Genomic DNA, 24,114 nt, shown 5'->3' with positions numbered 1-24,114 from the left:
ACTCTGGTTAATCATCGGCTAATGCTGCAATGCAGAAAAATCCTCCGATGAGCCAAAAAAAAGCCGGGCACGAAGCCCGGCCTAAGTCCAACAGGGAGGTGAAGACGATGCGAGTTGCCTCAATCATTGCCTTCGCAGAGGGATTTAAGGGCAGACTGCCTCTGAGACAAGCTTGAAAATGCTGCACCACCGACATACCCGCCATGCATCATGAGCATGGCAAACCGTCGTGTTTACCTTGCGTCAATCAGCGCGCCACCGCCCATTCTGCCAGTGCAGCATTGTCTGGAAAGGATTTTGTTCCATCTTGTGCCGACCCCGGATGTATACCTTGGAATACGGTGCCAGCGCCCTGCGGTTGTGCAAATCGGGCTTGAAATTTTTTGTCGGAACTGGGCCATTTTCGGAAATAATACGCCTCACGCGCGCCGAAATAGAAAGAAACGATCGCGCCAAGCAGCCACCACAGCGGCTCCGGCACCTCCTGCAAACCGGCCATTCGCGTCCTGAAACCGACCGGATCGGCCATTGCGTAAACGAACAGTCCAAGCGTGCCCAGCGTCAGAAACGGACGCGGCAGGCGGTTCAGCCCATCCACCAGCCGATCAAACCAGCCGGTCGCGGGGGCGGCAAACTCGGCCCCGAACTGCCCGATGGCACGGCGATAAGCCGCCTCGTCCAGCTCCATCCGACGGGTGGCGTTCTCGCGAAACATCTCCGCCACGCCGGTCGCTGCGTCGGAAATGCGCTCGGCGGTCGTGCCAAGGCCCAGAAAACGGTCAATCATGCCCATGCCGCCGTCCTTTCGCGATGCGCCGCGTCGCTGAGATGGTATCGCGGGGCCATGAAGGCCTCTGCACGGGTGATCCAGCCGCCCTTGCCTCCCCGCCGGGTGCGGGCGTATTTCCGGCTGTCGACGCGCCGGTCGGCGAGGGCGTAGTAGTAATTGCGCCGCTCGATCCCGTAAGCGTCGGCCAGATGGTCCGGCGCGACAGCGGCGGCGGCATGGGCGGCGGCGATGGTTTTCGGCCCGATCATCCCGTCGGCCTGCACCGTGAACCCCATCTTGTCCAGCATCCGCTGCAACACCCGGACCGCATTCGCGCCCGCATTCACATACATGTCGAACATTGGGGCCTGCAGCACCGCCGGAAGCTCCGCAATGCGCGGCTTGCGGTAATAATGCAGCTTCATGATCTCAACGGCCTGCGCCCGTGTCAGCCGTTTCACATCCGCCGCGCCGATCTTCCCGTCATTTGTCAAATCAAGCCCGAGCCGCCGCATCGTGCCAATTGTAATACCGTATTTCGTCGCCCCGCCGGGATCGTCGGGATCGTTTACATACCCCCCCTCGCGGGCGACGATTTCGGCGGCGATCTGGTCAATGGTTTTCATAACACTCCCCCTTTTTCGGCGTGGGGGATAATCTGACTTAACCGAATTAATTCCCGGCTAATCCACCGTGCGTTGCGTCAGCTGTTCGGATCTTCGTAAACGCCGGTCTCTTTCAGCGAATCGATCACCTCGCGCGGGGTGTAATTCTCATCATGCTTGGCCAGAATTTCGGAGGCCACGAAAACATCCCCCTCCATCCGGCCGGTGCCGATCATGCCCTGACCTTCTTCGAACAGATCGGGCAGGACGCCGGTGAACTGCACCGGGATTATATAAGCGCCGTCTGTGACGTTGAAGCTGATCATCTCGCCCTGACCGCGCGTTACGCTGCCTTCCTCGACCAGCCCGCCAAGGCGGAACACCTCACCTGCCGTCGGCGGCTCTTCAAAAACCTGCGTTGGCGCGCGATACAAATTTATGCCGTCGCGAAACCCGTAGCCGATCAATCCGGTGGCGAGGATCAGCGCGACTGCCGCGGCAACGATGACCTGAATACGGCGCTGCTTTTTCAATGACTTCATGGCAATACCTCTAGGCGGCTGTGAAGTTGATTCTCCGACGCAGAAACTGCGTGGCCTTGGTTGAGACGCGGGCCGGATCACCGGTTGTCAGAAACCCGGTTTCCGTGCCGCTCCCGCGGAACTCCGGCCGGCGCTGCAGATAATCGGCAAGGCTTTCCGCAACCAGACTGGCCTGCGAATACACCGTCACGTCAGGCCCAAGCGCACGCTGGAACGCATCCTGCATCAGCGGGTAATGGGTGCAGCCCAGAATAGCGGCCTCCGGATGCGGCATCCGGCGTTTCAGCGCCTCGACATGGCTGGTCACCAGCGCCTCTGCCAGGATCTCGTCGCCATCCTCGATCGCATCGACCACGCCCCCGCAGGGCTGCGCCTCGACATCCACGCCGATCGCCCGGAAGGCGAGCTCCCGCTGAAAGGCGCGGCTTGCGACGGTGGCGGGGGTGGCGAACAGCGCGACATGCTTCACCGTCACCTCGCGCGGCGGCGAATTGTCACCCCATTGCCGTTCGGTCAGCGCCTCGATCAGCGGCACGAACACGCCCAGCACGCGCTTGTCGGCGGGCACGAATTTCTCCTGCATGCGGCGCAAGGCGGCGGCGGAAGCGGTGTTGCAGGCCAATATGACAAGATCACAACCCGCCTGCCACAACCGTTCCGTCGCGGCACAGGTCAGCTCATAAATATCATCTGCGGTGCGCACCCCGTAAGGGGCGTGGGCGCTGTCGCCGAAATAGACCAGAGGCAGATCGGGAAGACGCTCCTGAATGGCCTTGTGAACGGTCAGCCCGCCAAGACCGGAATCGAAAACGCCAACCGCCATCTGCCGCACCTCTGTCTGCTAGACAGGCGAGATACGTCGCATGTGGGCAAAAGTCCATGACCGAGGTCATTTCGCCGCATCGCGGATTGCTTCGGGGCACGAAATATTGAACCCGATTAACCAAGGCTTAGGTATTCTTTCGCAAACCAAAGGAAATCATCCAAAATGCATCCGTAAAATGCCTGAAATACTTGCCGAATCTTTGCCTAAATAAAACTGTAATGCCGGAAATCGTTGCCCAAATCGCTTTGGAAGCGTAAAAGTTTCTGCGACTGCACGGTGTTTATAACGGAAACTCTTGGGAAGCTCACGCGATGGACTGGGACAAGCTGCGGATATTCCATGCTGTTGCCGACGCGGGCAGCCTGACTCACGCGGGCGATTCGCTGCGCCTGTCGCAATCCGCCGTCAGTCGTCAGATCCGCGGGCTCGAGGATCAGCTTGGCGTGACCCTGTTTCACCGTCACGCGCGCGGCCTGATCCTGACGGAGCAGGGGGAGTTGCTGTTCAACGCCACCTCCGAAATGGCCCGCAAGCTCGACATGGCGGAGGCCCATATCCGCGACACCGAGGAAGAGGTGATGGGCGAGCTGAAGGTGACGACCGCCACCGGCTTCGGCACGCTCTGGCTGGTGCCGCGCCTGAACAAGCTTTACGCGCTTTATCCCGAACTCAAGGTGAACCTGATCCTTGAAGAACGGGTGCTGGACCTGCCCATGCGCGAGGCGGATGTGGCGATCCGCATGAAGGAACCCAGCCAGTCCGACCTGATCCGCCGGCGGCTGCTGAATATCCGTATGCGGCTCTATGCAACCCGCAGCTACCTTGCCCAGGCGGGGCGGCCGGTCAGCGTGCCGGATCTCGGACGCCACCGGATCATCTGTCAGGACCCCGGCATGCCGCAGGTCGCGGCGGGCAAGCTGCTGGTTCAGCAATTGCTGGAACAACATCCGCGTTCGCTGCTGATGGTGAATAATTACTTCGGCGTGCTTCAGGCGGTGCTGAACGATGTCGGCATCGGCGTGCTGCCCGATTACCTGACCGCCGATTTCCCCGAACTCGGCCGTGTGTTCGATGACGTCGAATCCGGCGAGGTGCCGGTGTTTCTCGCCTTCCCGGAAGAATTGCGCGGCTCCCGCCGTGTTACCGCCTTCCGCGATTTTGTCGTCGATGAGATCCAGTCCTACCGCAAGGCGCAAAGCGCAGCGGCCTGAATGGCGTCGCTCTGCCCCTGTGCTGCTCCGGGTCCGGATGCGTCACAAAGACGCGCGTTTGCGGCTGGGTTCTGGCCTCTGCCGCGCGCGGGCGCTAGATTGACGTTGCAAGGGAGTCTTCCATGATCGCCGAGCTCGGACATTTCGCCCTGATACTGGCCTTCGCCGTATCGCTGTTTCAGACCATCGTGCCGCTGATCGGCGCCGCGCGCGGCTGGCCCGCCTGGATGGAGGCCGCGCGCCCCGCTGCCGTGGCGCAGTTCGGGCTGGTGGCGCTGTCCTTCATGGCGCTGACCGTGGCTTTCGTGACCTCCGATTTCTCGGTCCGGCTGGTCTACGAAAACTCCCATTCCGCCAAGCCGATGCTGTATAAATTCTCCGGCGTCTGGGGCAATCATGAAGGCTCCATGCTGCTCTGGGTGATGATCCTGTCGCTGTTCGGGGCGGCGGCGGCGCTGTTCGGCAGCCACCTGCCACCCAGCCTGCGGGCGCGGGTGCTGGGGGTGCAGGCCTCCATCGGGGCGGCGTTTTACGCCTTCATCATCTTCACCTCCAACCCCTTTATCCGCATTGACGTGCCGCCCTTTGACGGGCGCGACCTGAACCCGCTGCTTCAGGATCCCGGTTTGGCGTTCCATCCGCCATTCCTCTATCTCGGCTATGTCGGGCTGAGCATGGCGTTCTCCTTCGCCGTCGCCGCGCTGCTGGAGGGGCGGGTGGACGCCGCCTGGGCCCGCTGGGTCCGACCCTGGACGCTGGCGGCATGGATGTTCCTGACCATCGGCATCGCGCTCGGCTCCTGGTGGGCGTATTACGAGCTTGGCTGGGGCGGGTTCTGGTTCTGGGACCCGGTCGAGAATGCCAGCTTCATGCCGTGGCTGCTCGCCGCCGCACTGCTCCACTCCGCCATCGTGGTCGAGAAACGCGAGGTGCTGAAAAGCTGGACCATCCTGCTGGCGATCATGGGGTTCGGCTTCTCGCTGATCGGGACATTCATCGTCCGATCGGGCGTGCTGACCTCGGTCCACAGCTTCGCCTCCGACCCGGCGCGGGGGACGTTCATCCTCGGCATCCTCGCCGTTTTCGTCGGCGGCGCGCTGACGCTGTTTGCCGCCCGTGCCCCGGCCATGCAGGCCCGCGGCGTGTTTGCCCCGGTCTCGCGCGAGGGGGCCTTGGTGCTGAACAATATCCTGCTGGCGGTCGCGGCTTTCGTGGTGTTCATCGGCACGGTCTGGCCTTTGGTGGCGGAGATGCTGTTCGACCGGAAACTCTCCGTCGGGGCGCCCTTCTTCGAAAAAGCCTTCACCCCGTTCATGGTGGCGCTTGCCCTGATCCTGCCCATTGGGGCGATCATCCCGTGGAAGCGCGGCAATATCCGCCGCGCGCTCAAACCCCTGCGCGGCGCGCTGGCGCTGACGCTGGCTGTCATGCTGCTGGTCTTTGCCGTCTCCACCGGGCGCTCGGGGCTGGCGGTGATCGGCGCCGGGCTGGGATCGTGGCTGGTCTTCGGCGCGGCAGCGGAGCTGTGGTTCCGCACCGGCAAATCCGGCTTCTCCCGGCTCAGTCGCCTGCCGCGCGCCGATTGGGGCAAGGCGCTGGCCCATTCCGGGCTGGGCGTGGCCTTCATCGGCATCAGCCTCCTGATGGCCTGGCAGGTGGAGGATATCCGAACCGCCCGCATCGGTGAGACCTTCCCCGTGGCGGGCTATGACATCACCCTCGATGCGGTCGAGGAGGTGCAGGGGCCGAATTACCTGTCGACCACGGCCACGCTCAGCGTCGCCCGCGATGGCCGCCCGGTTGCGGTGCTGCAGCCGGAAAAACGGGTCTACCCGGTGCAGGCCATGCCGACGACAGAGGCGGATATAGATAACGGGCTGTTCCGCGACATCTATCTGGTCATCGGCGACCCGCAGGAGGGCGGCGGCTGGGCGGTGCGCAGCTATATCAAGCCCTTTGCCAACTGGATCTGGCTCGGCTGCGCGATGATGGCGCTTGGCGGGCTGGTCAGCCTGTCGGATCGCCGCTGGCGGGTGGCAGCGGGCGAAAAGCGCCGCATGGCCGGGGTGTCTGCGGAATGAAACGTCTGATCGTGATCCTGCTGCTGCTTTGCGGCCCGGTCTTCGCCGTGCAGCCCGACGAGGTGCTGGACGATCCCGCGCTTGAGGCACGGGCGCGCGAGATCTCCAAGGAGCTGCGCTGCCCGGTTTGTCAGGGCGAGACGATCGACGAATCCAACGCCTCCATCAGCCGCGATCTGCGTCTTTATGTGCGCGAGCGGCTGGTGGAGGGCGACAGCAATGCGCAGGTGATCGACGCCGTCACCGACCGTTTCGGGGAGTTCGTACTCTTCTCCCCCCGTGCGACAGGGGGCAATCTGATCCTCTATCTCGCCGGGCCGCTGATGGCGATCTTCGCCCTGCTGGTCGGCTGGCGCTTCATCCGCAGCCGCAGGCGAAGTCCCGGCGCCGATGATGTCGCGCCGCTTTCCGCCGAAGAACAGGCCCGGCTGGACGAGATCATGCGCAACTGACGCAACGACGGGGGTTTCCGCCGCTGCCCGACCGGGGCATCCTGCCACCGAGCAGGAGGGTTCTCATGGTTTTTGACACGATCACATTTTCCGAAAAGGACGGCATCGCCACGCTGATGCTCAATCGTCCGCAGGTGATGAACGCGCTCAGCACGCAGATGCGGGCGGAGATCACGCAGGCTTTGAACGGCATCGCCACCGATACGCGCTGCGTCGTGATGACGGGGGCGGGTGCGGCTTTCTGTTCGGGGCAGGATCTCGGCGATCCCTCGGCCGCGGCGGATATCGAAGCGACGCTGCGCCGCGAATATGAACCGATGCTGCGCGCCGTGACCCATTGCCGCGCGCCGGTGATCGCGGCGGTGAACGGTGTCGCCGCCGGGGCCGGGGCCAATCTGGCGCTTGCGGCGGATGTGGTGATGGCCATCGACAGCACCTATTTCGTGCAGGCTTTCACAAAAATCGGGCTGATCCCCGACGCGGGCGGAACGTGGATCGTCCCCCGGCTGATCGGCAATGCGCGGGCTATGGGTGCGATGCTGTTTGCAGACAAGATCCCGGCAAGGCAGGCCGCCGATTGGGGCCTGATCTGGGAGGCGCTGCCCGAGGATGAATTCGTCGAAACGGTTCAGGCCCGCGCAAGGCAACTGGCCGACGGCCCAACCTCCGCCTATCTCGCGGTGCGTCAGGCGGTGCGCGAATCCGGGGCGAATGATTTTGCGACCCAGCTTGAGCTGGAGGCGAAATTGCAGGGTGAGGCGGGGCGCAGCGATGATTTCCGCGAAGGCGTGCAGGCGTTTCTTCAGAAGCGCAAGCCGCGCTTCACCGGGCGTTAACCCTCCCGCGCCGCGTTCCGTCCCCGCCGGGCTGCGCGGATCGCGGTCGATGAGGCGTTGGACATCGGCATATTGACCATCACCCATGCAGGCGCGTCGGCGGACCCCAGCCGCTGCGCCTCCGCCTCCGGCAGGCGGAACCGGGCGAGGATCTGCGCCGCCTTCGACCGCCGCGCCGCCAGCCGCGATCCGGGCCGCGCCAGCACGCCAAGCGGCACCCGCGCCGCGATCTCCTGCCAGCGGTCCCATTTGTCGAACTGCACCAGATTATCCGACCCCATCAGCCAGACGAAGCGGACACGGGGATAGATCGTCTGCAAAGCGGCAATCGTCTCCACCGTCAGTCGGGTGCCAAGATGTGCCTCGATCCCGGTGACGGTCACGCGCGGATCGTCCATGATCTCGCGCGCATAGGCGATCCGGTCGGCAAGCGGCGCAGGCCCGCGCGCCTTCAGCGGGTTGCCGGGCGTCACCAGCCACCAGACCCGGTCCAGCCCGAAGCTTTTCAGCGCCTCGTCGGTGATGCGGACATGGCCCTCATGGGCGGGATCGAACGATCCCCCCAGAAGCCCGATCCGCTGACCGGCGGCGGCGAGTGGAAAACCCTGTTTCATGATTTCGGTCTAGGACGCCGCGTCGGGTTTCTCAAGCAATCGTGATCGCCGCCCGCCGGGCTGTGCCATTTTCGTGTCGGCTGCGTGACGCGGCGGTTTGCAAATCCGTCAATCGCGGCGGCTGACCAGCCGCGCGGCCATGCCGATCTCGCTGGCGCTGACGCCGAGGGCTTCGGCACAGGCAATCACCCGCTCGTCGCTTTCGGCCACGAAATCCAGCACGAATTCATGCGCGCCGGGTCCGTTCACCACCGTGCCAAGCTCTGATGGGTCCAGCCCGCTGCGCCCCAGAAGGCTGCTCAGCAGCTCCGGGTCTTCGAGAATATGCAGCAGCAGATTATCCGCCAGCTCATGCGCGCGATTGAGCGAGACCATGTCGTCAGAACCCCGGAAAGTTTTTGTTAAGAAATCCGTGTGATTTAGAAGCTGTTAACGGTGAGAGGCAAGAGAATCATGCTGGGCAGGCTGCTTTTGGTGGATCGGGATATGGCCTCGCGGTTCGCGCTGAAACACCGGCTGACCGCCGCGCATTACGAGGTTCAGGCGATCGCGGCCATGCCTGATCCGGGCTGTGACGCGGGCGAATTCGACGCGATCCTGCTGATGGGCTGTGACCGTGCCGAGCTGACCGGAATGCTGGATCAACTGCGCCATCGCCGCTCTGCAGCGCCGGTCATCGCGATCTGCGACGAAAGCCTGACCGATGTCGCGCTGGCGGCAGGTGCCGATTATGCGCTGGATGCGCGTTGCACTGACATGGTGCTGCGGGCGCGGCTGCGCAGCTGGCTGTCGGTGCCGGTCGGTGTGTGGTCGCAGATGTCAGCTTGTGACGAGGCGTTTGAGCAGCCGCACCGGATCGTTCTGGTCTCGGGCGATGCGGCGCGCGCCGCTGAATGGAGCGTCGCCGTGCTGCAGGCGACCGGGCTGCGGGTGGAGGTGTTTTCGCCCGCCGATGACTTCTCGGGTCTGACGGATGGGCTTGCGCTGATCATGATCGACGCCGCAGTGGGCAGTGCGGCGCTGCAATATCTTGCCGATCTGCGGGCATGGCTGAGCGCGCATTGCCAGGGTGCGGCACTGGCGATCCTGCAACGCCAGCCGGACCCGGATCAGGAGGCCGTGGCGCTGGATATCGGCGCGACCGATGTTCTGTCACCGGGGCTGTCCGCGCCGGACCGTGCCGGGATCCTCGCCGCGCGCCTTGGCTGGCTGACGGCGCGCGGGATCGAGGCGGCCCGGCGGCAAAGCCGGGACCGGCTGGCGCGGCAACTGGCGACGGCGGATGCGCTGACCGGGCTGATGAACCGGCGCGGCATCGCCGCCGAGATCGCCGCCGCCGCCGAAGCCCATGACCGTTATGCGCTGCTGATGATCGACATCGACCGTTTCAAGGACATCAACGATGGCTGGGGACATCTGGCCGGTGATGCTGTCATCCGCAATGTCGCCCGCACATTGGCGCGCGTTGTCGGGCCGTGTGGCCGGGTGGCGCGATATGGGGGCGAAGAATTCACCGTGCTGCTGAATGGCGCGGATGAGACCGACGCCATCTCGCTTGCCGAACTGATCCGGGGTGAGATCGCGGCGCTTGTCACCCGGACCACGGGGCCACGGGGGGCGGTCAATCTGCGGGTCTCGGTCTCTGTCGGGGTTGCGGTCAGCGATGCGGCGACGCGGGCGTGGCGCTCCGGTCAGGACATGATCTGCACCGCCGATTCCGCGCTGCTGGCGGCGAAATCCGCCGGGCGCAATCTGGTCATGATCTCACGGCAGCTTTGCGTGGCATAGCCGTGCATCACGGGCGGGCACTGCGGTTTGGGAATTCAGGCTGGAACCGGGTCTCCGGAGCCTCTATCCTGCGGGCCGACGCGATAACAGGAGTCGGCAGATGACGGAGACCGCGCAGGATGACGACCGCCCGACCGGGCAAGCGATGCGCCGGGGTGCCATGCGGCGCTGCCCCGCCTGTGGCGAGGGACCGCTGTTCGAGGGCTATCTGAAGGTTCGTGACCATTGCCCGAATTGCGGCGAGGCGATGCATCATCAGCGCGCCGATGACGGGCCGGCCTATCTGACGATCCTGTTCGTCTCGCATCTGGGCGCGCCGTTGCTGCTGTGGGTGTTTCTGACCTTCCAGCCCTCGCCGGTCTCCATGCTGATCTGGTTCTCGCTGGGGGCAATCGTGCTGTGCCTTGCCTTTCTGCCGCTGATCAAGGGGGCGATGATCGGGGCGCAATGGGCGCGGCGGATGCACGGCTTCGGCGGCGAGGATGCGGAGCCTGCCTCTTCATGACGACCGCTGCCCCCGACAAGTCCGCGCTGCGCGATGCGGCGACGCTGATCCTCGTGCGCCGTGACGGGCCCGCCCCGGCGGTGCTGGTCGGGATGCGGGGGGCCAAGGCCGCGTTCATGCCGTCGAAATTCGTCTTTCCGGGCGGCGCTGTCGATGCCGAGGATGCGGCTGTCCCGCTGGCCTCGGACCCGGAACCACTGACCGCGCGCCGTCTGCTGATCGAGCCGCGTGAGGGCAGCGCGGTGACGCCGCGCCAGATCCTCGCCGCAGCCCTGCGGGAACTGGCGGAAGAAACCGGGCTGCTGATCGGCCAGAAGGGGCAATGCGCGCTGCCGGGCTATGCAGAGGCGGGGCTGGTCCCCGATCCCTCCGCGCTGCATTTCGTGTTCCGCGCCGTCACCCCGCCGGGGCGTCCGCGCCGCTTCGATGCGCGGTTCTTCATGGCCGATGCCAGCCGGATCGTGGGCGATGCCGATGATTTCTCGCGCGCCTGCGATGAGCTGTCGCATCTGCAATGGGTGCCGATGGCAGAGGCGCGGGCGCTGCATCTGCCCTTTATCACCGAGGTGGTTCTGGCCGAATGCGCCGCCGTGGTCCGCGCGGCGGGCGATGGCCCGCTGGTCGCGCCGGAGAGCGTGCCGTTTTTCGACAATCGCGGCGACCGATCCCGCTTTATCCAGATCGGCGCCGAAGGGTGAGGCCGCACAGCGGAATTGCCCGCCGGCAGGTTCTGGCCGGGCTGATCGGCATGGCCGGGGCGGGCCTGTCCGCTGGCGGCATGGCGCGGGCGGAGGCGTTCGACCCGGCGCTTGCCATGCCGCCGCCCCGCAAGCCGCCGCCAAGACCGGGCCGCCTGATCGCGGAGGCAGGGCTCGCCGGGGCGGAGGTCGATTACGCCGTATTCGACCGCGACGGCAAGCTGCTGGAGGGGCTGGGCGCGGATCGCCCGGTGGCGCCTGCCAGCACGCTGAAGGTGCTGACCACGCTATATGCGCTGGACCGGCTTGGCGCGTCGCGGCGGTTTCGGACGCGGGTGATGCGGCTAGGCGATATGCTGGTGCTGGCCGGTGGCGGCGATCCGGTGCTGGATACGGACGGGCTGGCGGAACTTGCCGATCTGCTGGTCGCGACCGGGCATGGCAGTCCCGCCCGCTTTGCGGTCTGGGGCGGGACCTTGCCGAAGATCGACGAAATCTCGCCCGCGCAGGCCGATTATCTGGCCTATAACCCCGCTGTTTCGGGGATGATGCTGAATTTCAACCGCGTGCATCTGGGCTGGCAGGCGGGCGGGGCGGGCCTGTCATTGGAGGCGCGGGCGGCGGCGAACAGCCCGCGCGCCTATACGGTCAGCGCGGTGCCGGTCGCGGGCGGGCCGATCTTTGCTTGGCGCATGGAGGGCGCGCGCGAAATCTGGCAGGTGAACCGGACGGCGATGCGGCGTGCGGGCAGCCGCTGGCTGCCGGTCCGCGCGCCGGAAATCTATGCGGGCGACGTGTTCCAGACGCTGTGCCGGGCGCGTGGTCTGGTGCTGCCCGCACCGGAGGTCATCGAGGCGCTGCCCGAAGCTGCGACGGAGGTGACCGGGATCGACAGCCCGCCGCTGAGCGAGATCCTGCGCGGGATGATGGAATATTCGACCAATCTGACGGCGGAGGTGGTCGGGCTGCATGCGAGCGGTGCGCGCGATCTGATCGCCTCTGCCGCCGCGATGCAAAGCTGGTTCGAGGATCAGGGCTTCGACGGGCTGGATCTGCGCGATCACTCCGGCATGTCGCCCGAAACGCGGCTGACGGCGCGGGTCATGGCGCAGATCATCAGCGGGCCGGGGCAGGCGGCGGGGCTGCGGTCCTATATGAAACATGTCGGCTTGCAGGATGCACGGGGACGCGCCGCGCCGGGCGATCTGCGGCTGGAGGCCAAGACCGGGACGCTGAATTTCGTCTCCAACCTGGCGGGCTATGGCAGTCTGCCCGGCTATGGCGAGGTGATTTTCGCGATCTATGTCAACGACATGCCGCGCCGCGCCGCAAGCGAAGGGCAGGAACTGCCCTCCGGCGTTGTGACATGGACGTACCGGGCGAAATATCTGCAACAGCAGCTCACCGATAGCTGGGTGCGGCGCTACGGTTAAAGGACGCGGTGGCGCATCTGCGCGGACAGCTCGATCGCGGCGGCGTGGAGGCGGCTGATATTGAGCTGATAGCGGATTTCGCGCAGCATCTCCGCCTCGTCATCCGGCAGGCGGCCATCGGCGGCGGCGACATCGCAGGACAGCGCATAGGCGGTCTCATACAGCCGTTCGGGCAGCGCGTCGCGGATGAGGCCGAAGAGCGCGTCCAGCCCGTCCTCCTCGCTGAACAGCGAAATCACCGATTGCGAGACCGGCCGGATGCGGTCGACATCGTATTCGGCGAAGATCGGCATATGGTCCACGATCCGCTCAATCGCCAGCAATTCGGATGTGCGCATGTTGGAATCGGATGCCGAAACGGCGACCATGACCGCGACAAGCGCGTCACAGGGAGAGAAAGACGGTAGATCAATAGTCACGAAAGCAGTCCTTGTTGTCTGACCCAAGAATATTGACGATACGTGAGGCTTTCAATAAGCCGCCAGCGACGCTTTCAGGAGATATGATGATGACAACCCTGCGCGATGCCGCGATGACTTCCAAGGCCTGGCCTTTTGAAGAGGCGCGCCGGTTGCTGAAACGCTATGAAAAGAAAGCGCCGGAAAAGGGTTTCGTGCTGTTCGAAACAGGGTACGGCCCCTCCGGCCTGCCGCATATCGGCACTTTTGGCGAGGTCGCGCGGACGACGATGATCCGCCGCGCCTTTGAGGTGATTTCGGACATCCCGACCAAGCTGATCTGTTTCTCGGACGATATGGACGGGATGCGGAAAGTGCCGGAGAACGTGCCGCAGCAGGAATTGCTGCACGAGAATCTGCAAAAGCCACTGACATCGGTGCCCGATCCGTTCGGTGAATATCCCAGCTTCGGCGACCACAACAACGCCATGCTGCGGCGGTTTCTGGACACGTTCGGGTTCGAGTACGAGTTCATGTCCGCGACCGAATTTTACAAATCCGGGGCGTTCGATCCGACCTTGCTGAAGGCGGCGGAGCGCTATGACGAGATCATGAAGATCATGCTGGCCAGCCTGCGGGAGGAGCGTCAGCAAAGCTATAGCTGCTTCCTGCCGATCCACCCTGAAACGGGCCGCGTGCTGTATGTGCCGATCAAGCATGTCGATGCCGCAAAGGGTGAGATCGCCTTTGACGACGAGGACGGGCGCGAATGGGTGCTGCCGGTCACTGGCGGGCAGGTGAAGCTGCAATGGAAGCCGGATTTCGGGGCCCGCTGGGCTGCGCTCGATGTCGATTTCGAGATGTACGGCAAGGATCACAGCACCAATACGCCGATCTATGACGGTATTTGCCAGGTGCTGGGCGGGCGTAAGCCGGAGCATTTCACTTATGAGCTGTTCCTTGACGATAAGGGGCAGAAGATAAGCAAATCCAAGGGCAACGGGTTGTCGATTGATGAGTGGCTGACCTATGCCGCGACTGAGAGCCTGTCCTATTTCATGTATCAGAAACCCAAAACCGCCAAGCGGCTTTGGTGGGATGTCATCCCCAAGGCGGTTGATGAGTATCACCAGCAATTGCGGGCTTACCCGGAGCAGACGCCGGAGCAGCAACTGGCCAATCCGGTCTATCACATTCATCGCGGGCAGGTGCCGGCATCGGATATGGTGGTGCCGTTCGCGATGCTGCTGAACCTCGCCTCCGTCGCTGGGGCGAAGGATAAGGACGGGCTGTGGGGGTTCATCCGCCGCTATGCGCCAGAAGCCTCGCCCGAGACGCATCCGCAGCTTGATGAAGCGGCAGGTTATGCGGTGAAATATTTCGCCGATTTCGTCGCCCCGAACCGTGTCTTCCGCGCCCCCGACGAGAAGGAGCGCGCGGCGATCGAGGATCTGGGGCAACGCTTGGCGGCGTGGGACGCGCCCGCGGATGCCGAGGAACTGCAAAGCATGGTTTTCGCCGTCGGCAAGGATCACGGGTTCGAGCCGCTCAGGGCGTGGTTTCAGGCGCTGTATCAGGTGTTGCTGGGCGCCGATCAGGGGCCGCGCTTTGGCGGGTTCATCGCGCTTTACGGGATCGAGGAAACCCGCGAGCTGATCGACCGGGCGCTAAGTGGTGAACTTGTCACTGCCTAGATGTTGCGCGGCAGGGCCGGTGCAACGCGCGGTAGGTTAAAGCCGGATTAACCCGGCTGAGGCAGATTTTCCCCATGTTTTCGCGACCGCATCTTGCGGCGCAGATCAGGGGAGAACGCCTATGAATATCGCTGCAACCGACTTGCTGTCGCCGCCGTCTTTCGCCGCCGGTCTGTCGCAATGGTCGCGGGAATACGGCACGCCGGGCAGTGCCGTCTGGGCCGGGCAGCCAAACGCGACGGTGGTCGCGGCGGACCCGGATTTCGGCACTTGTCTGGAGATAACCAAGGCCGAGGATGTCACCCGCCTGCGCTTCATGGGCGAGACGCCGGTTCTGCCGGGCCGGTATCTGCGCATCTCCGCGCGGGTGAAGGCGGTTGCGGGGCCGAAGCCTGCGCTGCGGATTGCGGGCTGGGCGGGTGATTCGTCGCGGCGGCGTGTGGCGGGGTTGACGGATGTCTCTGCCCAGATGGCGCTGCGCGATTACGGCAAGGTGGTGGAGATCAGCGCGGTTGTCGGCAGCGGCGCGCGCGATGGCGTCGATCTGGTCTGGGGGACCGCGCCGGTTTACGGGCATTTCGGTCTGGACCTTCTCGGCGCGAATGGCGGGACGGTGCGCATCGAGTCGATCCGCATCGAGGATGTGACCGCGCAGTTTCTGCGCGAGATGATGGATCTGGTTGATCTGCGCGATTTCGGCGCGAAAGGTGACGGCAAGACCGATGACAGGGCGGCGTTTCTGGCTGCGGATGAGGCGGCGAAGGGCCGGGTTCTGGTGGTGCCGGACGGGGTGTACCGGATCGGTTCGGACCTGACGCTGAAATCGGCGGTGCGTTTTACCGGCACGCTGAGCATGCCGCGTGCGGCGCGGTTGACGCTGATGGGATCGTTTACCTATGCGAGCTATCTGGAGGCGTTCGGGGACGAAACCGAGGCGCTGAAACGCGCGATGCAGGCGCTGCTGGGTTACAGCGATCACGCCACGCTGGATCTGTGCGGGCGCAAGATTTCGCTGGCCGAGCCGCTGGTGATGACGGAGATCGCGCCGGGTGTCACCAGCTTCACCAGCCGCCGGGTCATCAGCAATGGCTGGATCGACGTGAAGGACGGGCCGGCGTGGCGCAGCAAGGTGGTGACGTCGCGGGCGCGCTATGACGTGGGGCAGCGCGACCGGCTGACCGAGGTGGCGGACGTCGCCAATATCGAGGTTGGCAGTCTGGTGACCGGGCCGGGTGTCGGGCGTGAGATCTATGTGAAGGCGAAGAATATCGGCGCTGGGACGGTGACCTTGTCGCAGCCGCTTTACGGCGGTTCCGGGATGCGGAGCTATCGTTTCGAGCGGTTCCGCTATGCGTTCGATTTTCTGGGTATGGAGAACTGCGCCCGGATCAACTTCGCGGATATCGAGTTTTCGCTGAACGGGATCGGCAGTTTCCTGATGCTGCCTGCGCAGGGGCAGATGTTCCATGTGCGCGATTGCTTCATCACCGGGCCGGGGGCGCGCGGGATCACCTCGGTCGGGCGGGGCTGTCAGGATCTGCTGGTCGATCGCTGCCAGTTCCTGTCCTCTGAAATGACGCTGCGCGCGCAGGACCGCAAGACGGTGGCGATCAATGTCAACGCCAATGACGTGAAGATCCGCGACAACCGTTTCGTGCGCTTCGGCACCTTCATGGTGGCGGCGGGGGCCGGGCATCTGCTGGTCGGAAATCACTGGTTTCAGGGCGATAATGAGAGCGCGGGCAAGCGTGTGCCGGGGCTGGTCATTGCGCAGACCCATTGCAAGATGGCGATCACCGGGAATTACATCGATAATAATGTCATCGAGTGGACCAATGAATATGCGGTGAACCCGGATTTCGGGCCGAGCCAGTATTCCTTCGGCGGGCTGTCGATCAGCGGCAATCACTTCACGGTGCAGAATGTGTTGCAGGATTTCGCCTGGCTGTCGGTGAAACCCTACGGGAAGGGGCATCATATTCACGGGCTGACGGTGGCGGATAACGTGTTCCTGTCGCTCGGCGGGAAAATCCGGCGGGTGGAGCGGGTAGATACCAGCTTTGCGGATCTGGATTATTCGCGGATGCGCAATATCCTGTTTGCGGGCAACACGTTCAACGGTGTGCGGGACTATGTCGCGAACCCGGTGCAGATCACCCATCAGCAGGCCGGGGCGCAGGCGAGTTGGGTGGTGCCAGTTTCGGCGCATCTGCCGTTTCAGGGCTGGGCGAAGCAGGTGGATTCGGTGACGGCGGTTTCGATGATACAGGATGGCGCGGGCCGCCGGATCACGGAAATGCCCTGGGTTCGGACCGGGCAGGGCGCGAAAAAGGCGAATGTGCAGGTGGAGTGGTCGAAACCGGCGAAGGGAAAAGTTGTCATCCGGGCGCGGATGGACGATCCGAACTGAGCGGGCTTGTCTATGTCCCCCGGCCGGATCAGGCCGGGGGGTTCGCCAGATCCGCCGCCGTGACGTGATAAGCCTTTCCGAAACCGGCATTGAGCAGCCCTGCCTGCGGTTCCATCCGCCAGAAATGGAAATCGGGCAGGGTCGCGTAGACCTTGGCTTTCGGATTGCGCCCGACCCATATCTCCAGGCGGGCTGCGTGTTCGGGGCCGGTATTCGGCAATTGTTTCGCGATAACCTGAAGGCTGAGCCGGGCCTGGGTCATGGCATCGCCCTTGGCCGGGGGAGCCGCGATCAGCAGCCCGGCATGGGGGTTGAGGGCCAGCACCCGGGTGTGGGTTGCGAGGCCGGAGAGCAGCGCCATCGGCGTGCGGTCGTCATCAGCTTGTAATGCGATGCGGGACAGATGCGGAAACGGGCTGTCCGGTGGATTCACTGCCAGAACGGCATGCTGCATCTCTGCCAAAAGATCGCGCAGGATGCGCCGGGCATCGTCATCTGTCGGTTGTATCGGGTCTTTGATCATAAGCGCAGCTTTGCCCGAGGCTTAACCCGCTGACAAGTCCCGGATTTACCTCTCGATCTTGTGAAATATTTACAAATATCCAGATAAATCCGTCAATGAATTTACAAAATTTTCCTTTAAAGAAAGCACTTTATGCGTTCCTATAACGGTGATTAACTGTCGATATCGCGCCTGGGGTGAAAGATTTTCGCCTGTGACGATGCCGCGACGAGAGATTGGGGGAGCTTTATATGTCTGTTGAAAACATTGCCAAACATCCGATTCCGGCCGGGTTCGAGGATGCACATGCCGGGCCTGACGACTATCGCCGGATGTATGAAGAATCGGTCAGCGACCCCGATGGTTTCTGGAGGCGTGAGGCGAAGCGGCTGGACTGGATGGAGCCGTTTACCAAGGTCAAGAACAGCGATTTTACCTTTGGCGATGTCTCGATCAAATGGTTCGAGGACGGGGTTCTGAACGCCAGCGTCAACTGTGTGGACCGGCATCTGGCCAAGCGCGGGAACAAGACCGCGATCATCTTCGAGCCGGACGATCCGCAGGCCGAGGCGCAGCATATCACCTACCGCCAGTTGAGCGACAAGGTGAACCGGATGGCGAATGTGCTGTTGAGCCAGGGCGTCATGCGCGGCGACCGGGTGGTGATTTACCTGCCGATGATCCCGGAGGCGGCTTACGCGATGCTGGCCTGCGCGCGGATCGGGGCGATCCATTCCATCGTTTTCGCCGGCTTTTCCCCCGATGCGCTGGCCAACCGGATCAATGACAGCGGCGCGAAGGTGGTGATTACCGCCGATACCGCGCCGCGTGGCGGGCGGCGCACGGCGCTGAAATCGAATGCGGATGCGGCCCTGCTCCACTGCTCGGACCGGGTGCGTTGCCTTGTGGTCAAGCATACCGGCGATCAGACGACCTGGATTCAGGGCCGCGATGTCGACGTGCTGGCGATGATGGAGGAGGTCAGCCCGGATTGTCCGCCGCGCCCGATGAATGCCGAAGACCCGCTGTTCATCCTGTATACCTCCGGCTCTACCGGCAAACCCAAGGGGGTTGTGCATTCGACCGGCGGGTATCTGGTCTATGCGGCGATGACGCATGAATACACCTTCGACTACAAGGACGGCGACATCTTCTGGTGTACGGCGGATGTAGGCTGGGTCACGGGCCACAGCTATATCGTTTACGGCCCGCTGGCCAATGGCGCGACCACGCTGATGTTCGAGGGCGTGCCGACCTATCCCGATGCGGGGCGTTTCTGGGCGGTCTGCGAGAAGCACAAGGTCAACCAGTTCTACACCGCGCCGACGGCGATCCGGGCGCTGATGGGGCAGGGGGCGGAGTGGGTCGAGAAATACGACCTGTCCAGCCTGCGCATTCTCGGCACGGTCGGGGAGCCGATCAACCCGGAGGCGTGGAACTGGTACAATGAGAATGTCGGCAAGGGGAAATGCCCCATTGTCGATACCTGGTGGCAGACGGAGACGGGCGGGCACATGATCACCTCGCTACCCGGTGCCATCGAGGCCAAGCCCGGTTCGGCGACGCTGCCCTTCTTCGGGGTGAAGCCGGTAATTCTGGCCGCCGAATCCGCCGATGTGCAGGAGGGCAATCCGGCGGAAGGCGTGCTGTGCATCGCCGATAGCTGGCCGGGGCAGATGCGCACCGTCTGGGGCGATCATCAGCGCTTCATGGAGACCTATTTCCAGCAATATCCCGGCTACTATTTCACCGGCGATGGCTGCACGCGGGATGCGGATGGCTATTACTGGATCACCGGCCGGGTGGATGACGTCATCAACGTCTCCGGCCACCGGATGGGCACTGCGGAGGTCGAATCCGCGCTTGTCGCCCATAGCAAGGTCGCAGAGGCGGCCGTGGTCGGCTATCCGCATCAGGTCAAGGGGCAGGGCATCTATGCCTATGTCACGCTGATGAACGGGGTGGAGCCTACCGACGAGCTGCGCAAGGAGCTGGAGACTTGGGTCCGCACGGAGATCGGCCCGATTGCCAAGCCGGACCTGATCCAGTGGTCGCCGGGCCTGCCCAAGACCCGTTCGGGCAAGATCATGCGCCGCATCCTGCGCAAGATCGCTGAAAACGACTACGGCAGCCTTGGCGATACGTCGACGCTGGCGGAGCCGGAGGTTGTGGAGGACCTGATCGAAAACCGCATGAACCGGGGCTGAGCCAAACCAGCCAGACCTTTTCATCCCACCCGCGCGCAGCCGCCGCGCGCGGGATGGCGGAGCACAGGCGGCACGACCTGTCACAGGGAGGGACCAAGGGATATGAGTGACAAGCAATCAACGAACGCCTATTGGCGTGCAAATCTGAGGATCATCTGGATCTGTATCGCGATATGGGCGCTTGTGTCCTACGGCTTCGCGATCATTTTCCGCCCGCTTCTGAGCGGTATCAGCGTCGGGGGCACCGATCTGGGGTTCTGGTTCGCCCAGCAGGGCTCGATCCTCGTCTTTATCGTGCTGATCTTCTTTTACGCGTGGCGCATGAACAATCTCGACCGTGAGCATGGGGTGGAGGAATAAGATGAGCCAGTATACCCTTAACCTGATCTTTATCGGGCTGAGCTTCGCGCTGTATATCGGCATCGCGATCTATGCCCGCGCCGGATCGACGAGCGAGTTCTATGCCGCGAACCGGGGTGTCAGCCCGGTGATGAACGGGATGGCGACGGCAGCGGACTGGATGTCGGCGGCCAGCTTTATCTCCATGGCGGGTCTGATTGCCTTTACCGGCTATGACAACTCCACCTATCTGATGGGCTGGACCGGCGGTTATGTGCTGCTGGCGATGCTGCTGGCGCCTTACTTGCGGAAATTCGGCAAGTTCACCGTGCCGGAATTCATCGGTGACCGCTTCTATTCCAAAACCGCACGGATCATTGGCGTTGTCTGCCTGCTGATCATCTCGATTACTTACGTTATCGGGCAGATGACCGGGGTGGGCGTGACCTTCTCGCGCTATCTGGAAGTGTCGAATTCCACCGGTCTGTGGATCGGTGCGGCACTTGTGTTCTGCTACGCGGTTCTGGGCGGCATGAAGGGCATCACCTATACGCAGGTGGCGCAATATGTCGTGCTGATCGTGGCCTACACGATCCCGGCGATCTTCATCGCGCTGCAACTGACCGGGCATTTCCTGCCGCAGACGGGTCTGTTCGGCACGCTGAGCGGAACGGACACGAAATTCCTGACCAAGCTGGATCAGGTCGTGACCGATCTGGGCTTCCGCGAGTATACGGCGCACCACACCAGCACGCTGGATATGGCGCTGTTCACGCTGGCGCTGATGATCGGGACCGCCGGTCTGCCTCACGTCATCATCCGCTTCTTCACCGTGCCGAAAGTCGCGGATGCGCGGAAATCGGCGGGTTGGGCACTGGTGTTCATCGCGCTGCTTTACACGGTCGCCCCGGCGGTCGGTGCGATGTCGCGCTTCAACCTGACCACGACGATGTGGCCGGGCGCGGCAGAGGGCGAGACCTACAGCCAGCCAGCCGTATCGCTTGAATCCATCGAGAACGATGAGGACAAGCAGTGGATGCGCAACTGGCAGGTCACCGGGCTGCTCCAGTGGGAGGACAAGAACGGCGACGGGCTGATCCAGTACTATAATGACGGCGGCGAAAGCGAAGCGCTGACGGCGGCCATCGAGGAACAGGGTCTGCAAGGCAACGAGCTGACCACGGTCAACCGCGACATCATGGTTCTGGCCAACCCCGAAATCGCCAACCTGCCGGGATGGGTCATCGCCATCGTGGCGGCGGGCGGTTTGGCGGCGGCGCTGTCGACGGCGGCGGGTCTGCTGCTGGCGATTTCCGGCGCTGTGTCGCATGACCTCGTCAAAGGCTGGCTGGCACCCGATATCAGCGAGAAGGGCGAGTTGAACGCCGCCCGTATCTCGATGGCGGTGTCGATCCTTGTCGCGACGCTTCTGGGGCTGAACCCGCCGGGCTTTGCGGCGCAGACCGTGGCGCTGGCCTTCGGGCTTGCGGCGTCCTCGATCTTCCCGGTGCTGATGATGGGGATCTTCTCGACCCGCATCAACAAGCAGGGGGCGATCTGGGGCATGATCGCGGGTATCGCGTCAACGCTGGTCTATATCTTCACCTATAAGGGCTGGCTCTTCATCGCCGGCACCAACATGCTTGAAGATACGGCGGCGAACTGGCTGTTCGGGATCTCGCCCGCCTCCTTCGGGGTGATCGGTGCGATCATCAACTTTGCCGTGGCCTATTTCGTGTCCAACGCGACCGAGGAGCCGCCGGCGGAGATTGTCGAGCTGGTCGAATCGATCCGCGTGCCGCGCGGCGCGGGTGCGGCAACGCATCACTAGGAAAAATCGTCGCGCCCCCTGCATAATCGGGGGCGCGGCATTCTTATTCGCGGGGACGATATGGACAGGGTTCAGGACTTCATCGCCAGCATTCATCCCTATGACGCCCTGCCGGAGGACGAGCTGGCCCGTGTGGCCGGTTCCTTCGCCCGCAGGGAATGGCAGGCGGGCGAGGTGGTTTACACCCACGGCGCGCCGCTTGATGGGCTTTATCTGATCGAAAGCGCCGGGGTTGAGGTGACGGACGGCAATGGCGGTCTGGTCTCTGTCCTCGGGCGTGGCAACAGTTTCGGGGAGCGGGGCTTGCTGGCCGACGGGCTGGCTGCGACCACGGCGAAGGTGACGCGGGCGGGCACGGTGCTGATGCTGCCCGCAGAGGTGTTTCAGGGGCTGCTGGAAAGCTCCGCCGCATTCGCGCGGTTTTTCCGCCGGGGTCGCGGGGCGGCGCGCGGCGGGGCGGATATTGCGACGCTGAAGGTCGCCGATCTGCTGGGCCGCAAGCCGGTTTCCGCCGCGCCGGAGACGACGATTGCGGAGGCCGCGCGGATGATGCGCGATGCCGGTGTCTCCTCTCTGGGGATCACGGGCGAGGATGACGCGCTGCTCGGGCTGGTCACGATCCGCGATATGTCGAACCGGGTGGTGGCGGAGGGGCGTGACAGCGCCGCACCGGTCTCGGAAATCATGACCCGCGATCCGGTTTCGCTGCCGCCGGGGGCGCTCGGCTCTGACGTGCTGCATTCGATGATGGAGCGGCGGATCGGGCATTTGCCGGTGGTCGAGGCGGGGCGGTTTGTGGGCATGATCACGCAGACCGATCTGACGCGGGTTCAGGCGGTGTCGAGTTCGATCCTGATCCGGGACGTTGCGCAGGCGAGCGATGTGGCGCAGATGGCGGAGGTGACGGCGCGGATCCCGGATCTGCTGGTCAGCCTTGTCGCCGCCCATCAGCGTCATGAGGTGGTGACGCGGTTGATCACCGATATTGCCGATGCCGTCACGCGCCGCCTGCTGGCGATGGCGGAGGCGAAGCTTGGCCCGCCACCTGCGCCGTATCTGTGGGCGGCTTGCGGCTCGCAGGGGCGGCAGGATCAGACCGGCGTGTCGGATCAGGACAATATCCTGATCCTCGCGGACGGGGCGGACCCTGCCGATCCCTATTACGAAAACCTCGCCCGCTTTGTCAGCGACGGGCTGAATGCGGCGGGATATGTCTATTGCCCCGGCGATATGATGGCGACCAATCCGCGCTGGCGTCAGCCGCGCAATATCTGGCGCGATTATTTCCGCGGCTGGATCGACCGGCCTTCGCCCGAGGCGCAGATGCTGGCCTCTGTCATGTTCGATCTGCGGGCGATTGGCGGGGATGGAGCACTTCTGGCGGGGCTTCAGGCCGAGACGCTGGAGATGGCGGCGAAGAATTCGATCTTCGTGGCCCATATGATCGGCAATTCGCTGAAACATCAGCCGCCGCTGGGGCTGATCCGGGGGTTCGCCACCATCCGCTCGGGCCAGCATCAGGGCCATATCGACATGAAGATGAACGGCGTGGTGCCGGTCGCCGATCTGGCGCGGGTCTATGCGCTGAAAGGGCGGCTGAGCCCGGTCAACACGCGCGCCCGGCTGGAGGCGGCGGAGGATCGCGGCGTCATCTCTGGCAGCGGCGCGCGCGATCTTATTGCGGCTTACGATCTGATCCAGACGCTGCGGCTGGAAAATCAGGCCGCACTGGTCCGGGCGGGGCGGAAGCCGGATAATTTCCTGTCCCCCGCCGATCTGCCGGATTTCGAGCGCAGCCATCTGCGCGATGCCTTTGTCGTGGTGCGTTCGATGCAGTCGGCCTTGGGTCAGGGGAAAGGGATGTTGTCATGAACCAGTTAAGCGGCGTGGGCGGCGATCTTCTGGGCGTCTTTGCGGTCGCCATCGGTGCGGCGGCGCTGCTTTATGCGCTGACCCATGCGCTGCGCGCGGCCGGGCGTCCGCTGCCGGGCTGGGTTTTGCCGGCGGGGATCGGTGCCTCGATGCTGATCTATGCGACATGGAACGAATATAGCTGGGCCAGCCGGGTGAAGGCGCAATTGCCGGAGCGGGTTCAGGTGGTCAGCGAAGGCACCGGGCGCAGCGGGCTGAGGCCGTGGACCTTTCTGGTCGCCCCGACCTCCCGCCTTGCCTTGATCGACCCTGACGCCGTGCGCGAAGGGCAGGACGGGGCGCAGATCGTGCCGGTAATCCTTGTCGAACGCTGGAAGCGCAGCGTGACGGTTGAACAGGGGGTGGATTGCGCGGGCGGCCGCACCCGTGCGCCCAATGGCGACTGGCAGGACGCGGCGGCGGGCGATCCGGCCTTTGCGGCGATCTGTTCGGGGGGATGAG

The 24,114-nt window shown here is 63.9% G+C and carries 23 protein-coding genes; 15 read left to right on the top strand and 8 right to left on the bottom strand.

Annotated features, from left to right (window positions below; genetic code table 11):
- Positions 1 to 247: 247 nt before the first annotated feature.
- From PAF12_RS09155 to murI, 4 genes are all read right to left on the bottom strand, one after another.
- Positions 248 to 793, bottom strand: a complete 546-nt coding sequence (locus tag PAF12_RS09155; protein ID WP_271106630.1) for a holin family protein — start codon at positions 791 to 793, stop codon at positions 248 to 250.
- Entirely contained in the window at positions 784 to 1,395 is a 612-nt protein-coding gene (locus PAF12_RS09150) for a holin-associated N-acetylmuramidase (protein ID WP_271106629.1), read from the bottom strand. The genes PAF12_RS09155 and PAF12_RS09150 overlap by 10 nt, the downstream gene beginning before the upstream one ends.
- A gap of 77 nt (positions 1,396 to 1,472) precedes the next feature.
- A complete protein-coding gene (gene ccmE, locus PAF12_RS09145) occupies positions 1,473 to 1,916 on the bottom strand; it encodes a cytochrome c maturation protein CcmE (protein WP_271106628.1) in 444 nt (147 codons plus the stop codon).
- A 10-nt stretch (positions 1,917 to 1,926) separates the two neighbouring features.
- Positions 1,927 to 2,739, bottom strand: a complete 813-nt coding sequence (murI, locus tag PAF12_RS09140; RefSeq protein WP_271106627.1) for a glutamate racemase — start codon at positions 2,737 to 2,739, stop codon at positions 1,927 to 1,929.
- Between the two features lie 314 nt (positions 2,740 to 3,053).
- On the opposite strand from murI, the gene PAF12_RS09135 reads away from it, so the two are divergent.
- From PAF12_RS09135 to PAF12_RS09120, 4 genes are all read left to right on the top strand, one after another.
- Positions 3,054 to 3,953, top strand: coding sequence for a LysR family transcriptional regulator (locus PAF12_RS09135; protein ID WP_271106626.1), 900 nt, complete (start codon positions 3,054 to 3,056; stop codon positions 3,951 to 3,953).
- Positions 3,954 to 4,075: 122 nt separating this feature from the next.
- On the top strand, positions 4,076 to 6,034 hold the full coding sequence (locus PAF12_RS09130; RefSeq protein ID WP_271106625.1) for a heme lyase CcmF/NrfE family subunit: 1,959 nt from the start codon (positions 4,076 to 4,078) through the stop codon (positions 6,032 to 6,034).
- Complete coding sequence (locus PAF12_RS09125) at positions 6,031 to 6,486, top strand: cytochrome c-type biogenesis protein (RefSeq protein WP_271106624.1); 456 nt, start codon at positions 6,031 to 6,033, stop codon at positions 6,484 to 6,486. Before PAF12_RS09130 ends, PAF12_RS09125 begins: the two co-directional genes overlap by 4 nt.
- Positions 6,487 to 6,551: 65 nt before the next feature.
- A complete protein-coding gene (locus tag PAF12_RS09120; protein WP_271106623.1) occupies positions 6,552 to 7,322 on the top strand; it encodes an enoyl-CoA hydratase-related protein in 771 nt (256 codons plus the stop codon).
- On the opposite strand, the gene PAF12_RS09115 is transcribed toward PAF12_RS09120, so the two are convergent.
- Both PAF12_RS09115 and PAF12_RS09110 read right to left on the bottom strand, forming a co-directional pair.
- Entirely contained in the window at positions 7,319 to 7,936 is a 618-nt protein-coding gene (locus PAF12_RS09115; protein WP_271106622.1) for a nicotinate-nucleotide adenylyltransferase, read from the bottom strand. The genes PAF12_RS09120 and PAF12_RS09115 overlap by 4 nt on opposite strands.
- Positions 7,937 to 8,044: 108 nt before the next feature.
- Entirely contained in the window at positions 8,045 to 8,311 is a 267-nt protein-coding gene (locus PAF12_RS09110; protein ID WP_271106621.1) for a DUF3572 family protein, read from the bottom strand.
- 78 nt (positions 8,312 to 8,389) lie between these two features.
- Here PAF12_RS09110 and PAF12_RS09105 point away from each other — a divergent pair, with 78 nt between their 5' ends.
- From PAF12_RS09105 to PAF12_RS09090, 4 genes are all read left to right on the top strand, one after another.
- A complete protein-coding gene (locus PAF12_RS09105; protein ID WP_271106620.1) occupies positions 8,390 to 9,724 on the top strand; it encodes a diguanylate cyclase in 1,335 nt (444 codons plus the stop codon).
- Positions 9,725 to 9,824: 100 nt separating this feature from the next.
- Complete coding sequence (locus tag PAF12_RS09100) at positions 9,825 to 10,229, top strand: DUF983 domain-containing protein (RefSeq protein ID WP_271106619.1); 405 nt, start codon at positions 9,825 to 9,827, stop codon at positions 10,227 to 10,229.
- Positions 10,226 to 10,927, top strand: a complete 702-nt coding sequence (locus tag PAF12_RS09095; protein WP_271106618.1) for an NUDIX domain-containing protein — start codon at positions 10,226 to 10,228, stop codon at positions 10,925 to 10,927. Before PAF12_RS09100 ends, PAF12_RS09095 begins: the two co-directional genes overlap by 4 nt.
- Positions 10,924 to 12,360, top strand: a complete 1,437-nt coding sequence (locus tag PAF12_RS09090) for a D-alanyl-D-alanine carboxypeptidase (RefSeq protein WP_271106617.1) — start codon at positions 10,924 to 10,926, stop codon at positions 12,358 to 12,360. The genes PAF12_RS09095 and PAF12_RS09090 overlap by 4 nt, the downstream gene beginning before the upstream one ends.
- Here the strand turns inward: PAF12_RS09090 and PAF12_RS09085 are convergent.
- A complete protein-coding gene (locus tag PAF12_RS09085) occupies positions 12,357 to 12,779 on the bottom strand; it encodes a tellurite resistance TerB family protein (RefSeq protein WP_271106616.1) in 423 nt (140 codons plus the stop codon). The genes PAF12_RS09090 and PAF12_RS09085 overlap by 4 nt on opposite strands.
- 89 nt (positions 12,780 to 12,868) lie before the next feature.
- On the opposite strand from PAF12_RS09085, the gene PAF12_RS09080 reads away from it, so the two are divergent.
- Positions 12,869 to 14,452 (top strand): lysine--tRNA ligase, encoded by a 1,584-nt coding sequence (locus PAF12_RS09080; RefSeq protein ID WP_271109680.1) that lies wholly within the window; start codon positions 12,869 to 12,871, stop codon positions 14,450 to 14,452.
- Between the two features lie 121 nt (positions 14,453 to 14,573).
- Entirely contained in the window at positions 14,574 to 16,862 is a 2,289-nt protein-coding gene (locus tag PAF12_RS09075; RefSeq protein ID WP_271106615.1) for a glycosyl hydrolase family 28-related protein, read from the top strand.
- 28 nt (positions 16,863 to 16,890) lie between these two features.
- On the opposite strand, the gene PAF12_RS09070 is transcribed toward PAF12_RS09075, so the two are convergent.
- Positions 16,891 to 17,385, bottom strand: coding sequence for a pyridoxamine 5-phosphate oxidase (locus tag PAF12_RS09070; protein WP_271106614.1), 495 nt, complete (start codon positions 17,383 to 17,385; stop codon positions 16,891 to 16,893).
- Positions 17,386 to 17,615: 230 nt separating this feature from the next.
- On the opposite strand from PAF12_RS09070, the gene acs reads away from it, so the two are divergent.
- From acs to PAF12_RS09045, 5 genes are all read left to right on the top strand, one after another.
- Complete coding sequence (gene acs, locus PAF12_RS09065) at positions 17,616 to 19,571, top strand: acetate--CoA ligase (protein WP_271106613.1); 1,956 nt, start codon at positions 17,616 to 17,618, stop codon at positions 19,569 to 19,571.
- A gap of 102 nt (positions 19,572 to 19,673) precedes the next feature.
- Positions 19,674 to 19,931: a DUF4212 domain-containing protein gene (locus PAF12_RS09060; RefSeq protein WP_271106612.1), complete on the top strand. Its 258-nt coding sequence runs from the start codon at positions 19,674 to 19,676 to the stop codon at positions 19,929 to 19,931.
- 1 nt (position 19,932) lies between these two features.
- On the top strand, positions 19,933 to 21,741 hold the full coding sequence (locus tag PAF12_RS09055; protein ID WP_271106611.1) for a sodium:solute symporter family protein: 1,809 nt from the start codon (positions 19,933 to 19,935) through the stop codon (positions 21,739 to 21,741).
- A 60-nt stretch (positions 21,742 to 21,801) separates the two neighbouring features.
- Positions 21,802 to 23,613: a DUF294 nucleotidyltransferase-like domain-containing protein gene (locus PAF12_RS09050; protein ID WP_271106610.1), complete on the top strand. Its 1,812-nt coding sequence runs from the start codon at positions 21,802 to 21,804 to the stop codon at positions 23,611 to 23,613.
- Positions 23,610 to 24,113 (top strand): hypothetical protein, encoded by a 504-nt coding sequence (locus PAF12_RS09045; protein ID WP_271106609.1) that lies wholly within the window; start codon positions 23,610 to 23,612, stop codon positions 24,111 to 24,113. Before PAF12_RS09050 ends, PAF12_RS09045 begins: the two co-directional genes overlap by 4 nt.
- Position 24,114 lies beyond the last annotated feature (1 nt).

Origin of the sequence: Paracoccus sp. SCSIO 75233 (genome assembly GCF_027912675.1) — a bacterium.
Classification (GTDB): Bacteria; Pseudomonadota; Alphaproteobacteria; order Rhodobacterales; family Rhodobacteraceae; genus Paracoccus.
Note: the sequence above shows the minus strand (reverse complement) of the source record. Positions and strands in the feature narration are given on the sequence as shown.

Coding starts and splice junctions, on each gene's coding strand:
- PAF12_RS09115 (WP_271106622.1), bottom strand. CDS start 7,936: ATGAAACAGGGTTTTCCACTCGCCGCCGCCGGTCAGCGGATCGGGCTT.
- PAF12_RS09045 (WP_271106609.1), top strand. CDS start 23,610: ATGAACCAGTTAAGCGGCGTGGGCGGCGATCTTCTGGGCGTCTTTGCG.
- ccmE (WP_271106628.1), bottom strand. CDS start 1,916: ATGAAGTCATTGAAAAAGCAGCGCCGTATTCAGGTCATCGTTGCCGCG.
- PAF12_RS09120 (WP_271106623.1), top strand. CDS start 6,552: ATGGTTTTTGACACGATCACATTTTCCGAAAAGGACGGCATCGCCACG.
- murI (WP_271106627.1), bottom strand. CDS start 2,739: ATGGCGGTTGGCGTTTTCGATTCCGGTCTTGGCGGGCTGACCGTTCAC.
- PAF12_RS09070 (WP_271106614.1), bottom strand. CDS start 17,385: ATGATCAAAGACCCGATACAACCGACAGATGACGATGCCCGGCGCATC.
- PAF12_RS09150 (WP_271106629.1), bottom strand. CDS start 1,395: ATGAAAACCATTGACCAGATCGCCGCCGAAATCGTCGCCCGCGAGGGG.
- PAF12_RS09060 (WP_271106612.1), top strand. CDS start 19,674: ATGAGTGACAAGCAATCAACGAACGCCTATTGGCGTGCAAATCTGAGG.
- PAF12_RS09110 (WP_271106621.1), bottom strand. CDS start 8,311: ATGGTCTCGCTCAATCGCGCGCATGAGCTGGCGGATAATCTGCTGCTG.
- PAF12_RS09155 (WP_271106630.1), bottom strand. CDS start 793: ATGGGCATGATTGACCGTTTTCTGGGCCTTGGCACGACCGCCGAGCGC.
- PAF12_RS09125 (WP_271106624.1), top strand. CDS start 6,031: ATGAAACGTCTGATCGTGATCCTGCTGCTGCTTTGCGGCCCGGTCTTC.
- PAF12_RS09050 (WP_271106610.1), top strand. CDS start 21,802: ATGGACAGGGTTCAGGACTTCATCGCCAGCATTCATCCCTATGACGCC.
- PAF12_RS09135 (WP_271106626.1), top strand. CDS start 3,054: ATGGACTGGGACAAGCTGCGGATATTCCATGCTGTTGCCGACGCGGGC.
- PAF12_RS09095 (WP_271106618.1), top strand. CDS start 10,226: ATGACGACCGCTGCCCCCGACAAGTCCGCGCTGCGCGATGCGGCGACG.
- PAF12_RS09080 (WP_271109680.1), top strand. CDS start 12,869: ATGACAACCCTGCGCGATGCCGCGATGACTTCCAAGGCCTGGCCTTTT.
- PAF12_RS09100 (WP_271106619.1), top strand. CDS start 9,825: ATGACGGAGACCGCGCAGGATGACGACCGCCCGACCGGGCAAGCGATG.
- PAF12_RS09130 (WP_271106625.1), top strand. CDS start 4,076: ATGATCGCCGAGCTCGGACATTTCGCCCTGATACTGGCCTTCGCCGTA.
- acs (WP_271106613.1), top strand. CDS start 17,616: ATGTCTGTTGAAAACATTGCCAAACATCCGATTCCGGCCGGGTTCGAG.
- PAF12_RS09105 (WP_271106620.1), top strand. CDS start 8,390: ATGCTGGGCAGGCTGCTTTTGGTGGATCGGGATATGGCCTCGCGGTTC.
- PAF12_RS09055 (WP_271106611.1), top strand. CDS start 19,933: ATGAGCCAGTATACCCTTAACCTGATCTTTATCGGGCTGAGCTTCGCG.
- PAF12_RS09075 (WP_271106615.1), top strand. CDS start 14,574: ATGAATATCGCTGCAACCGACTTGCTGTCGCCGCCGTCTTTCGCCGCC.